Annotated in this window: 11 protein-coding genes, 1 rRNA gene, 1 riboswitch and 1 other annotated feature; of the genes, 8 read left to right on the top strand and 4 right to left on the bottom strand. The window is 40.9% G+C overall.

The window, feature by feature from the left end; genetic code table 11:
• Positions 1-172: 172 nt before the first annotated feature.
• Positions 173-649 carry an RNA deprotection pyrophosphohydrolase gene (ytkD, locus tag ACTWPM_RS11825; protein ID WP_443133246.1) on the top strand — a complete coding sequence of 159 codons (477 nt, stop codon included), beginning with the start codon at positions 173-175 and terminating at the stop codon, positions 647-649.
• Positions 650-702: 53 nt separating this feature from the next.
• Here ytkD and pckA read toward each other — a convergent pair whose 3' ends face one another.
• Positions 703-2295 carry a phosphoenolpyruvate carboxykinase (ATP) gene (gene pckA, locus ACTWPM_RS11820; protein WP_443133245.1) on the bottom strand — a complete coding sequence of 531 codons (1593 nt, stop codon included), beginning with the start codon at positions 2293-2295 and terminating at the stop codon, positions 703-705.
• Between the two features lie 578 nt (positions 2296-2873).
• A riboswitch (SAM riboswitch) is annotated at positions 2874-2986 on the top strand.
• Between the two features lie 225 nt (positions 2987-3211).
• Between pckA and metK the strand changes: the two genes are divergently transcribed.
• Positions 3212-4408, top strand: coding sequence for a methionine adenosyltransferase (gene metK, locus ACTWPM_RS11815; RefSeq protein ID WP_443133244.1), 1197 nt, complete (start codon positions 3212-3214; stop codon positions 4406-4408).
• A gap of 165 nt (positions 4409-4573) precedes the next feature.
• Here the strand turns inward: metK and ACTWPM_RS11810 are convergent, their stop codons facing one another.
• Positions 4574-5086 (bottom strand): gamma carbonic anhydrase, encoded by a 513-nt coding sequence (locus tag ACTWPM_RS11810; RefSeq protein ID WP_443133243.1) that lies wholly within the window; start codon positions 5084-5086, stop codon positions 4574-4576.
• A 61-nt stretch (positions 5087-5147) separates the two neighbouring features.
• Here ACTWPM_RS11810 and ACTWPM_RS11805 point away from each other — a divergent pair, with 61 nt between their 5' ends.
• Together ACTWPM_RS11805 and ACTWPM_RS11800 are read left to right on the top strand one after the other, a co-directional pair.
• Positions 5148-5945, top strand: coding sequence for a lysophospholipase (locus ACTWPM_RS11805; protein WP_443133242.1), 798 nt, complete (start codon positions 5148-5150; stop codon positions 5943-5945).
• A gap of 35 nt (positions 5946-5980) precedes the next feature.
• Positions 5981-7021 carry a tetraprenyl-beta-curcumene synthase family protein gene (locus tag ACTWPM_RS11800; RefSeq protein ID WP_443133336.1) on the top strand — a complete coding sequence of 347 codons (1041 nt, stop codon included), beginning with the start codon at positions 5981-5983 and terminating at the stop codon, positions 7019-7021.
• An 8-nt stretch (positions 7022-7029) separates the two neighbouring features.
• Here the strand turns inward: ACTWPM_RS11800 and ACTWPM_RS11795 are convergent, their stop codons facing one another.
• Both ACTWPM_RS11795 and ACTWPM_RS11790 read right to left on the bottom strand, forming a co-directional pair.
• Positions 7030-7602 carry a class I SAM-dependent methyltransferase gene (locus tag ACTWPM_RS11795; RefSeq protein ID WP_443133241.1) on the bottom strand — a complete coding sequence of 191 codons (573 nt, stop codon included), beginning with the start codon at positions 7600-7602 and terminating at the stop codon, positions 7030-7032.
• Positions 7603-7882: 280 nt separating this feature from the next.
• Positions 7883-8005, bottom strand: a complete 123-nt coding sequence (locus ACTWPM_RS11790; RefSeq protein ID WP_443133240.1) for a hypothetical protein — start codon at positions 8003-8005, stop codon at positions 7883-7885.
• A gap of 119 nt (positions 8006-8124) precedes the next feature.
• Positions 8125-8345: a binding site (T-box leader), on the top strand.
• A 51-nt stretch (positions 8346-8396) separates the two neighbouring features.
• Between ACTWPM_RS11790 and leuS the strand changes: the two genes are divergently transcribed.
• From leuS to ACTWPM_RS11770, 4 genes are all read left to right on the top strand, one after another.
• A complete protein-coding gene (leuS, locus tag ACTWPM_RS11785) occupies positions 8397-10811 on the top strand; it encodes a leucine--tRNA ligase (RefSeq protein ID WP_443133239.1) in 2415 nt (804 codons plus the stop codon).
• 135 nt (positions 10812-10946) lie between these two features.
• Entirely contained in the window at positions 10947-11258 is a 312-nt protein-coding gene (locus ACTWPM_RS11780; protein ID WP_443133238.1) for a rhodanese-like domain-containing protein, read from the top strand.
• 18 nt (positions 11259-11276) lie between these two features.
• Positions 11277-11606: a rhodanese-like domain-containing protein gene (locus ACTWPM_RS11775; RefSeq protein WP_443133237.1), complete on the top strand. Its 330-nt coding sequence runs from the start codon at positions 11277-11279 to the stop codon at positions 11604-11606.
• 398 nt (positions 11607-12004) lie between these two features.
• Positions 12005-12128, top strand: a 16S ribosomal RNA gene (locus tag ACTWPM_RS11770); the annotation flags it as partial.

Raw genomic sequence — 12128 nt, 5'->3', positions numbered from 1 at the left:
ATCCTTTTGAGTTTATTGATGTGTATTAAAAGGAAGAAATAAAAAAAAGAAGCTATAGTTTTGGCTCGGAGTAGTTTGTATTTATATATCCTTATGGTACGATTTAAACAGGTGAAGGATTGCTCGAATAAAGAAAGTACCCACATCAAGTATTAAAGGCAGTTGATCTAGCATGAAGACATTTAACGACTTTTACCAAAACTCGGTTCGATTATCCTTTGAGGATCATCCTTTCTCTAAATTCCCTAAACATGTATGGGTCATATGCCGGTACAATAACCAATGGTTGCTTACCCAGCACAAAGACAGAGGGTTTGAGTTTCCAGGCGGCAAAGTAGAGGAAGGAGAAACAGCAGAAGAAGCGGCTGTGCGTGAAGTAATGGAAGAAACAGGAGGCTGCGTGGAAGATTTAAAATATGTAGGACAGTATCACGTAGAGGGTAAAGGCGGCACAGTTATTAAGAATGTGTACTTTGCTGCGATAGGAGCCTTGACTAAACAGGAGCATTACTTTGAAACGTATGGCCCTGTTCTTTTTCAACACCTCCCTAAAGGCATGAAAACAAACGAACGCTTTAGCTTCATGATGAAAGATGAGGTTCTTCCTTTATGCTTACATAGAATTAAACAGCATCATGAAGAGGAATAAAAAAGACGTCCGGGTAGTCCCTGGACGTCTTTTTTATGGTCAGCCATTAGTGGTTAGTCTCTATGATAAGATGGACCTGCCTGCTTAATTTCTTCAGTAGCATATGAAAACTTCTTAAAGTTTTCATGAAACTTTTCAGCGAGTTCTTGAGCATTCCGGTCATATTCTTCTGGATTATCCCACGTTTTTCTAGGAATCAACACTTCATCTGGCACGCCAGGGCAATGGGTAGGGATGTTGAGCCCAAAGAAAGGATCAGTATAAGTCTCTACAGAATTTAATTCTCCCTCGAGAGCCGCATGAATCATAGAACGTGTGTAAGATAATTTCATTCGGGAGCCTTTTCCGTATCTTCCACCAGTCCATCCTGTGTTAACTAAGTAGACATCTGCATTGAACTGCTCGATTTTCTCCCCTAGCATTTCAGCATAGGTAGAAGGCGGTAAAGGTAGAAAAGGCGAACCAAAACAGGCTGAGAAGGTAGCTTGCGGTTCGGTTATTCCCCGCTCTGTACCAGCAAGCTTGCTCGTATATCCACTCAAGAAATGATACATCGCCTGCTCCCTGGTTAACTTACTGATGGGTGGCAGGACCCCCGTGGCATCCGCCGTAAGGAAAATGATTGCATGAGGATGCCCCGCAACACTGGGCTGTACAATATTATCAATATGATGGATCGGATAGGCTGCTCTTGTATTTTCCGTCAGGTTAACGTCGTCGTAGTCTGGAGTGTGTGATTCGTTGTCGAGAGCTACGTTTTCAAGGACGGACCCAAAATGAATCGCATTAAATATCTGTGGCTCTTTTTCTTGAGACAAGTTAATGCATTTGGCGTAACAGCCACCTTCAATGTTGAATATGCCAAAATTAGACCAAGCGTGTTCATCGTCCCCAATTAATTTTCGATGAGGGTCGGCGGACAAAGTCGTCTTGCCTGTTCCGGATAAACCGAAAAACAGAGCTACGTCTCCTTCTTTACCGATGTTTGCAGAACAGTGCATAGGAAGAACGTCTTTTTGAGGCAATAAGAAATTCATAACTGAAAAAATAGATTTCTTAATTTCGCCAGCATACTCTGTTCCACCGATGAGTACAACACGATGTTTGAAAGAGATCATAATAAAGGCTTCCGAATTGGTTCCATCCACTGCTGGATCTGCTTTAAATGTAGGTGCAGAGATGACCGTGAATTCTGCCTCATGATTCTTCTCTTCGTCTTCATCGGGTCTGATAAACATTTGGTGGGCGAATAAGTTATGCCATGCAAACTCATTAATCACCTGAATGGGAAGACGGAACTTTTCATCTGCTCCTGCGTATCCTTTAAATACGAATAAATCATTGCGGTTCTTTAAGTAATCCAGTACTTTATGATAAAGGTTTACAAATACATCATCTTCAATAGATTGATTTACTTTGCCCCAGTCAACCAATTGACTAGACTGGTCATCCTTGACGATGAATTTATCGTTGGGAGACCTTCCCGTATAAGCACCGGTTGTTGCCTGGATGGCACCTTTGTCTGTCAATGTTCCTTCGTTGCGATCCAGAACCCTTTCCACTAGCTGAGGGACCGATAATTGATGGTGGACATGGTCTTGAGCTAATAAAAGATTCAATTCTGACATTTGATTAATGGCACTCATATGTGTCTACCCGCCTTTATAAGAAGATTTTAATCCAAGCTATGTGTTAATCTGAACATTAGTATAACACAATTGATTTATTAATCCATACTAATAATGAAAATGCTTTCAAAATTTTTTTAAGGCTTTTCTTTAAATCTCGAAAGGTATTTTTTTAGCTGGATGAGGTGGAAATTGAACGCCAATCGCTTTCGTGTTGGCGTGCCTGCCTCCTTCTCATTCTTAGATAGAAATGTGCAGGGAAATCCGCATCATCGATTACTATAGACCTTTATAGGAAGGCCAACCTGAAGATGAAAATAATCCGCCCACTTATTTTCTGGTGAGCTTTGTAATTAATTTCTTCCTTTAATATGGAGAATATAAAGGAAGGAGAATGAGAAAAGTCATATGAATTATACTATGTAGGAATGGCGGGAAGGTTTAATACTTTTCCCAAAAAAAAGCTGGGTGCCCCTAAAAGTGAAAATAAGAGATTGAATTAAGGCTACGATCCTAAAAATAGGTATTTTTCACGTCATTAATGCTTTAATTGACATTAAAGTACGTTTTCGATACGATATCCTAGAACGGAAACTCTCTTATCCAGAGTAGGTGGAGGGACAGGCCCTTTGAAGCCCAGCAACCGTCATGTGCAATATGACATGGTGCTAACCTGAAGCAAGGACGAATACTCCTTGGACGATAAGAGCGAAAGGAAGCAGCCCCCTTTCCTCGAGTCAGGAAGGGTTTTTTCTATTTATAAGGCAATATCTAAACCACCTGATATGCCTATTGCTATTCCAAATTGCTTGCACCTTAGGTTGTGACATCCATAAGAAAAGAGCATAGATTGAAACTATGAAAAAGTTTCTACACATACTGGTAAAGAGTTCCGTCTAATACTTTGTACTTACAGAAGGAGGAGTTTTTCAGAATGCCAGCCAATCGCCGGTTATTCACATCAGAATCTGTTACAGAAGGTCACCCTGACAAGATTTGTGACCAGATCTCTGATGCCATTTTAGATGAAATTTTAAAAAATGACCCAAATGCAAGGGTTGCATGTGAGACAACGGTAACAACGGGACTAGTACTTGTTTCAGGAGAAATCAGTACCAACACGTATGTTGATATTCCAGCCATTGTTCGTAAAACAATCAAGGAAATTGGATATACAAGAGCTAAATTTGGATTTGACGCTGATACGTGTGCTGTATTGACAGCAATTGATGAGCAGTCTCCTGATATTGCTGGCGGCGTGGATGTTGCCTATGAATCCAGAGAAGGCCAGATGAGCGATGATGAAATAGAAGCTATAGGCGCAGGAGACCAGGGTTTGATGTTTGGTTTTGCCAATAATGAAACCAAAGAATTGATGCCTTTACCAATTTCATTAGCCCATAAACTTTCCAAACGGTTATCAGATGTACGTAACGATGGAACGCTGGAATACTTGCGGCCAGATGGGAAAACACAAGTGACGATTGAGTACGATGCTAATGATCAGCCTGTTCGCGTAGATACGATCGTTATATCAACTCAGCATGCTGAAGAGATTACACTTGAACAAATAAAAAAAGATCTTAAAGAACAGGTTATTGATCCAGTTGTTCCGAGTCATTTAATTGATGACAGTACCAAGTACTTCATTAATCCTACAGGCCGCTTTGTTATTGGAGGGCCTCAAGGGGACGCTGGACTAACAGGTAGAAAAATTATTGTTGACACCTATGGTGGCTATGCCCGTCATGGCGGCGGGGCATTCAGTGGAAAAGACGCCACAAAGGTAGATCGTTCTGCTGCTTATGCAGCCAGATATGTAGCTAAAAATATTGTAGCAGCTGGTCTTGCTGATACAGTTGAAGTGCAGTTAGCCTACGCTATTGGGGTGGCACAGCCTGTGTCCATTTCCATCAATACCTTTAACACAGGAAAGGTAACTGAAGAGGACCTCGTTGCAGCGGTAAGAGATCTGTTCGATCTTCGTCCAGCCGGTATCATTAAGATGCTTGATTTACGCAGGCCTATCTATAGACAGACTGCGGCTTACGGGCACTTTGGCCGCACAGATGTAGAGTTTCCATGGGAGAAAACGGATAAGGCGGATAAATTAATACAACGTTTCAGTTAAAGGAACAGTTACTATATTTTAAAAAGGGAACTCCTTAAATAGGATAGTTCCCTTTTTTTGAATCCATCTCATGTAGAGTTTAACCTTAAAATCAAATCGGAAGTTTAACAGTTTTTTTAAAATAAACGTAAGTGGTCTGGTTTGTACTGGGAGAGTTATCCAGGATCAATCTTGCAATCCTTTGTAATATTGACCTTTCTCTATATAACTGGACCGGATTCGATTCATTTCTTTTATGTCATCTTCGGTCAATTCACGTACAACTTTGGCCGGCCTGCCGAAAGCAAGGGTGTTCGGAGGAATCACCTTTCCCGGAGGTACGAGACTGCCGGCGCCAATAAAAGCCTGTTCTCCTATTTCAGCTCCGTCCAGGATTAAGGCTCCCATGCCTATTAAAGCATTTTTCTTAATATGCGGAGAGTGAAGGGTAACTTGATGACCAACCGTCACACCATCTTCAATTACCAATGGAAGATTTGGACTTTGATGCAGCAGACTTAAGTCCTGAATATTCACATTGTTGCCAATATGTACGGATGATACATCTCCTCGAATAACTGTTTTAAACCAAATGCTTGAGTAAGCACCGATCGTTACATCCCCCGTTATTACAGTATCTTCAGCGATATAAGCAGTTTCATCAATCTGAGGTTCTTTTCCTTTATATTCGCAAATCATACTAAACCCCCTTATAATATGGTTATATTAAGTATAGCAAAGTGATAGGAGCCGTGTAGAAGTGAAACGATTAAACTCCAATCAAAATTTAGCCACAATTGTTATTGTTCATGGTGCTTTTGAACATGCCGGACGTTATCAATCACTGGCAGAAAGCTTTCGTGACGATGGATTTAATGTTATTTATGGTGATCTTCCAGGCCAAGGCTCAACTGAAGGGAAAAAAGGTCATATAAAAAAATTTGAAGCCTACATAGATACTGTACGTAAATGGCTTCAAATAGCGGACTCATCCCGTCCTGTTTTTTTACTGGGGCATAGTATGGGAGGGACTGTGGTCATGAGGGTTATGCAAGAGTTAAAGCCTTCGGTGGATGGAGTGATTCTCTCCTCCCCTGCCGTAGGGATATTAAACGGAGCCAGTAAGTCTCTGGAAGCGGTCACTCATGTAATGAATAAAGTTTGGCCTTCCGTTCTCGTGAAAGCCCCTTTTAAACCAGAGTATGTTACGCGTAATCCAGATGTTATTGCCAATGATAAACAAGATCCTCTTATCATAGAGAAAATATCTATTCGATGGTATAAGGAATTCCGTAAAGCAATTAAGAAGTCATTATCGGAAGTAGGAGAGTTTCCGAACGTGCCTTTATTAGTCATGCAGGCAGGTGAGGATTATATGGTAGATTCCGAAAAAACTAAAGAGTGGTTTCATAAAGTCGGCTGCCAGGAAAAAACCTATAAAGAATGGCCGGGATTCTATCATGAAATCTTCAATGAACCTGAGCAGGAAAACGTCTACAATTTCGCTCTGAATTTCATAAATCTCCAAGTAAAACAAGCAGGAAAGGGGGAGTTGTAGTGGCAACCCAGGTACCACAAAATGCTGTTCGTTTAATGTATCGAGTGTACACAGAGGTTTTTCCTGAAGTTCATAAGGAACTGAATTATTGGATTGATCGCGCTAAAAAGATCCCTAACCATGAACTGAGAACCCAGGCGATGGCAAGTATTGAAGATAAGACCTTCCATTGTGAAGGAGGTTCCATTTATTCCATGCTCGCTGGACCAAAATGGAAAGAGTCGATTCGTTTTATTGTGGCTTATCAAACCATTAGTGACTATCTGGATAATTTGTGTGACCGCAGTACTTCCATGGATCCAACCGATTTCCGAATGCTTCATGAATCCATGACAGATGCCTTGACCCCTGAAAATGAAGTGAAAGATTATTACTGTTACCGTGATGATAAAGATGATGGGGATTATTTAAGAGATCTTGTATATACTTGTCAAAATGTACTTAAGGACTCTTCAGATTATCCCTTTGTGCAGAACCACACGTTGAAACTTGGGTCGTTGTATACAGACTTGCAAGTACATAAACACGTGATTGAAGAGGAAAGAATACCGCGTCTTAAAAATTGGTTTAAAGATCATCAATCTGAGTGGCCCCATCTAGAGTGGTATGAGTTCTCTGCCTGTACTGGCTCTACATTGGGAATTTTTTGCCTTGTATCCTATATGCTTAACGGTCGTATGGATGAATCACTAGCGATACAAGTTGAGAAAAGTTACTTCCCTTTTATGCAGGGGCTTCACATCCTGCTTGACTATTATATTGATCAGCGGGAAGACGAAGAAGAAGGGGATTTAAACTTTTGTTCCTATTATGCCCATGAAGAACAAATGAAGCATCGATTTGAATATTTTGTCAAACAAACTCATGAAGAAGTACAAAAACTTCCTGATACAGCATTTCATCAGATGATTCATGAGGGGCTGGTTGGCATGTACCTTGCTGACCGTAAAGTAGGAAAGCTCGATAATGCGAAAAGTTTTGTAAAAGATCTGCTGAAGGTGAGTGGACGTAAAGCGAAGTTCTTTTACTATAATACTAAAATGTACCATAAATTAAAGCCTGGTCGTCCATTATAGGGACCAGGCTATTTTTTTTCGATGGCTATTATAAACGGCGGAGAATTCCTCTGGTTGATGAAGCCATACTGTAATACTTGAAAGGACTTTTGCTCCAGTGATGTTGCATACTGCACCAAAGCATCTTTTTCTTCTGCTCCACCTGCGTGGCCATGATAAATAACAAGAACAATTATTCCTCCCGGTTGTAAAAAGGAAAGGAGCTGCTTTACGGAAGCAATCGTTTCTTGAGGTGTAGTTACAATGTTTTTATCACTTCCTGGCAAATATCCTAAGTTGAAAATGGCTGCTTTAATTTCAAATTGGTGGCTGGCAGGGATGTACTTGGCAATTTGTGCATGAGAGTCCTGGACTAGAGTTACTTGCTCCTCTGCACAGTGTTTCTTTAATCGCTCCTCGGTTTGGGCGATCGCTTGTTTTTGAATGTCGAAGCCGTAAACATAACCTTCCTTTCCCACTAGACTACTGAGGAATAAGGTATCGTGACCATTACCGCATGTAGCATCAACGGCGACGTCCCCGTGGTTAATGACAGCTTTTATTAAAGAATGGGCATAATTCAGTATAGGCTGCAAAGTCATAAGTTCTAAAAGCTCCTTTTCATTTGTTTAAGGCAAGCCTTATTGTAGCATGATTAACGTTCAAATTATAAATCCTTTTTAGCTAACCATCACATTCATTAACACGGAGTAATAGATTAATGGAAGGTCTTTGATAGATAAGTTATTAATTTTATTCATCTAAGTTAAACAAGCTTCTTTATATTAGGAGGGTCTGTACGTGAGCCTGGAAGTTAGCAGCGAGGTTAGTAGAGGTATAAAAAAACTACATCTGTAAAAGATGTAGTTTATAAGGATCTAGTTATTTTGCTTTCGATTTACTGCTGCGATTTTGTAGCTTATTCACAGCTTTACGGGCATAACTCTTGGTCTTTTGTGGATTGCGCTTTGCATAGTTCGCAGCTTTACGTACAAGATTTTTCATGGATGCGACCTCCTTATAAGAATCATTACAAACTTGTTTACCTTTTATCTTCTAACTATAAACATGGGCCTGGTAAGCTTGACAAAGACTTTTGGTTTCATTAAGATACGATTATAAACTAAATGACGTGGAAGAGGAGTAGTAGGAATAAATCAAGTTTTTAGAGAGACAGCGGCTGGTGAAAGCTGTTCTTGATTTTTACGAACTCGCCTCGGATGTCGCAGAAGTGAACATTAATGGTAGCTTTTTGCCGGTGAATCGCCGTTATCGATACACGAGTGAACGTTAAAAAAACGTTAATTTGGGTGGTACCGCGGGAATCAAGCCTCTCGTCCCATATAGGGATGAGGGGCTTTTTGTATTTTTGATAGGAACATGAGGAGGAAAAGAAATGGCTTTTGATCATAAGAAGATTGAAAAGAAGTGGCAGGAATACTGGCTTGATCAAAAAACGTTCAAAACGGACAGTGAGTCAGAGAAGAAGAAATTTTACGCGCTGGATATGTTCCCATACCCATCAGGAGCAGGGTTGCATGTAGGACACCCTGAAGGATATACAGCTACAGATATCCTTTCAAGAATGAAGCGAATGCAGGGGTATGAAGTACTGCACCCGATTGGGTGGGATGCCTTTGGGCTTCCAGCAGAACAGTATGCGCTGGATACAGGAAATGATCCGGAGGAATTCACAGCTCAAAATATTCAGACCTTTCGCCGTCAAATTCAGGAACTGGGTTTTTCCTATGATTGGGACCGGGAAGTAAATACGACTGACCCGAATTATTACAAATGGACGCAATGGATTTTCTTAAAGTTGTATGAAAAAGGCTTAGCTTATATAGATGAAGTTGCTGTAAACTGGTGCCCTGCATTGGGAACCGTACTTGCTAATGAAGAAGTAATTGATGGTAAGAGTGAGCGTGGCGATCATCCGGTTGAACGCAGACCAATGAAGCAGTGGATGTTAAAAATTACGGCATATGCAGATCGGCTGCTTGATGATCTGGAAGATCTAGATTGGCCTGAAAGCATTAAAGACATGCAGCGTAATTGGATCGGTAAATCAGAAGGGGCTGAAGTAACCTTCCATATCGAGGGAGAAAAAGGAACCTTTGATGTATTTACAACTCGTCCAGATACATTATTTGGTGCTACTTATGCTGTGCTTTCTCCAGAACATCCGCTTGTGGAGCAAATCGTATCGGCTGATCATAAGGAAGCAGTTCAGGCATATGTCGAAAAAGCTATGAACAAAAGTGACTTGGAGCGCACGGACCTAGCTAAAGATAAATCCGGAGTATTTACAGGCTCTTATGCGATGAATCCTATTAATGGAGAAAAACTGCCGATCTGGGTAGCTGACTATGTCCTAATGAGCTACGGAAGCGGAGCAATTATGGCTGTACCTGCACACGATGAACGTGACTATGAGTTTGCTCAGAAATTTGATTTGCCAATTGTCCCAGTTGTTGAAGGCGGGGATGTAAACGAAGAAGCTTATACGGGTGATGGCAAGCATATCAACTCAGAATTTCTAAATGGTCTGGGCAAAGATGAGGCAATAGAACACGCCATCGAATGGTTGGAAAATAACGGCCGCGGTAAAAAGCAAACGACCTATCGTTTACGTGACTGGCTGTTCAGCAGGCAGCGGTACTGGGGAGAACCTATTCCCGTTATTCATTGGGAAGATGGTTCCATTACACCGGTTCCTGAGACGGAATTACCAGTGGAGCTTCCAAAAACTACGGAAATTAAGCCGTCAGGCACAGGAGAGTCTCCGCTTGCCAATATTGATGACTGGGTAAATGTAGTAGATCCAGACACAGGAATGAAGGGAAGACGCGAAACGAACACGATGCCACAATGGGCCGGCAGCTGCTGGTATTACCTGAGGTATATTGATGCGCATAATGAGCAGGAGCTTGGCGATTACGAAAAACTTAAGAAATGGCTTCCTGTCGATGTATATATTGGCGGCGCGGAACACGCAGTTCTTCATTTGCTATATGCTCGCTTCTGGCATAAAGTTCTCTACGACGCAGGGGTAGTCCCTACAAAAGAACCTTTCCAAAAGCTTTTCAACCAGGGAATGATTCTTGGTGAAAACAATGAAAAAATGAGTAAATCTAAAGGTAATGTAGTAAATCCTGATGATATCGTTCATTCGCACGGAGCTGATACCTTAAGACTTTACGAAATGTTTATGGGTCCATTGGACGCATCAGTAGCCTGGTCTACGAATGGATTGGATGGTGCCCGCCGATTCCTGGATCGCGTATGGAGATTATTGGTCGTGGATGGAAAATTAGCTGAAGCTGTAAAACCAGAGGTTTCCGAAAACGAACTCGAAAAGGTTTATCATGAGACGGTTAAGAAAGTTACGGAAAACTTTGAAGCTCTCCGGTTTAACACTGGTATTTCCCAAATGATGGTTTTCATTAATGAAGGGTATAAAGCTGAAGAACTTCCAAAAGAGTATGTGGAAGGGTTCGTTAAGCTTCTATCCCCTGTAGCTCCCCACTTAGCGGAAGAGTTATGGGAAAAGCTCGGGCATCCAGAAACAATTACTTATCAGCAATGGCCTTCATTTGACGAGGAAAAACTTGTAGAGGATGAAGTGGAAATTGTTGTGCAGGTGATGGGTAAAGTCAGGGCTAAAATGATGGTTAATCAGGAAGCTTCTGCAGAAGACTTAGAGAAGCAAGCATTAGAAAATGAAAATGTACAGCAGTGGCTTGAAGGGAAAACTGTAAGAAAAGTAATAGCCGTACCAGGAAAACTTGTGAATATCGTAGCAAATTAATGAGTATAAAGGCCACTTCCTTATTAATATGGAGGTGGCCTTTATATAGTTTTGAGGATGTGAAATCAATCTCTTGACTTTGAAGTATATTTTAATAGAATAAATCTTGTACGTTGATTTGAAGGAGGAGAAGTTATGAACCAAATTGAAGAAATTACACCTCAAGAAGTAGATACAATGATTTCGCAAGATAAAACACTGACGATTATAGATGTAAGAGAAGATGAGGAAGTAGCTCAAGGTATGATTCCTACAGCTAAGCATATTCCTCTGGGAAACATTCCTTATGAAATTGATCAATATCCTAAAGATGAAGAGTATATACTTGTCTGCCGTTCAGGTAGTCGGAGCATGAACGCAGCCGGATTCATGAAAGAAAAAGGGTTTAATCATGTTAAAAACATGCAAGGCGGCATGCTGAAGTGGACGGGAGAATTAGTTTTTTAATTAGAAAGGGTAAGAGCCATGACTTTATTCTATGTAACCATATTCATTATAGCAGCCCTGTTCCTGTACAATGCTTATCTAAATACGGCTTTAAAACCTTATAGCCACTCCAAACTTTCAGGCGCTGATTTTTGCGTAATTGATATTCGGGATTATATATCAGCTTACCGCTCCCCTTACCCAGGAGCAGAAAACATTCCTTTGAGTTATTTATCCAGGACTTTAAAAGAGAGGTTTGACTGCCCTGAGAAAATTCTGCTAGTATCAGATGATAAACGTGGTGCAAAACTAGCGGCAAAGATCATACGGAAAAAAAGGCACCAAGCGATTTATTATATAAAATCATAAAAAGTGCTCCTGCTGCGTGGAATGATCTGTAGAGGGGTGCTTTTTAATGTCTGCGGTTAAGAGTTTTTACTCTATAAGCATTGAAATTTGATAGGTTAGCAATAAATTAAAAAACGTAGAGAACCTGTTGACTTTTATTAGATAGCAAGGTATAGTAGTTAACGTTGCTTATTTGAGAGCAACTTTACAAGAAGAAAACAAAAACTTTATTCAACAAATTCTATTAAATGCATTGACAGTATCTAACACATTATGCTAGAATTTGATTACTGTCGGTAAGGCAGTATTTGATCTTTGAAAACTGAACGAACCAACCAGTACGTCAAGATATTCTTTCTTTAAATAGAAGGAATTCAAACAAGCACATTCGGTGTGCAAAGAGCTAATCAATCTCAACTTTTATGGAGAGTTTGATCCTGGCTCAGGACGAACGCTGGCGGCGTGCCTAATACATGCAAGTCGAGCGCGGGAAGCGAGCGGATCCCCTTCGGGGGTGAAGCTCGTGGAACGAGCGGCGGACGG

The sequence above is a fragment of the Halobacillus sp. K22 genome (assembly GCF_052246795.1).
Taxonomy (GTDB): domain Bacteria; phylum Bacillota; class Bacilli; order Bacillales; family Halobacillaceae; genus Halobacillus.
This window is presented reverse-complemented; position numbering and strand designations above follow the sequence as displayed.

Coding starts and splice junctions, on each gene's coding strand:
- ACTWPM_RS11795 (WP_443133241.1), bottom strand. CDS start 7,602: ATGACTTTGCAGCCTATACTGAATTATGCCCATTCTTTAATAAAAGCT.
- ytkD (WP_443133246.1), top strand. CDS start 173: ATGAAGACATTTAACGACTTTTACCAAAACTCGGTTCGATTATCCTTT.
- pckA (WP_443133245.1), bottom strand. CDS start 2,295: ATGAGTGCCATTAATCAAATGTCAGAATTGAATCTTTTATTAGCTCAA.
- ACTWPM_RS11780 (WP_443133238.1), top strand. CDS start 10,947: ATGAACCAAATTGAAGAAATTACACCTCAAGAAGTAGATACAATGATT.
- ACTWPM_RS11800 (WP_443133336.1), top strand. CDS start 5,981: ATGTATCGAGTGTACACAGAGGTTTTTCCTGAAGTTCATAAGGAACTG.
- metK (WP_443133244.1), top strand. CDS start 3,212: ATGCCAGCCAATCGCCGGTTATTCACATCAGAATCTGTTACAGAAGGT.
- ACTWPM_RS11775 (WP_443133237.1), top strand. CDS start 11,277: ATGACTTTATTCTATGTAACCATATTCATTATAGCAGCCCTGTTCCTG.
- ACTWPM_RS11790 (WP_443133240.1), bottom strand. CDS start 8,005: ATGAAAAATCTTGTACGTAAAGCTGCGAACTATGCAAAGCGCAATCCA.
- leuS (WP_443133239.1), top strand. CDS start 8,397: ATGGCTTTTGATCATAAGAAGATTGAAAAGAAGTGGCAGGAATACTGG.
- ACTWPM_RS11810 (WP_443133243.1), bottom strand. CDS start 5,086: ATGATTTGCGAATATAAAGGAAAAGAACCTCAGATTGATGAAACTGCT.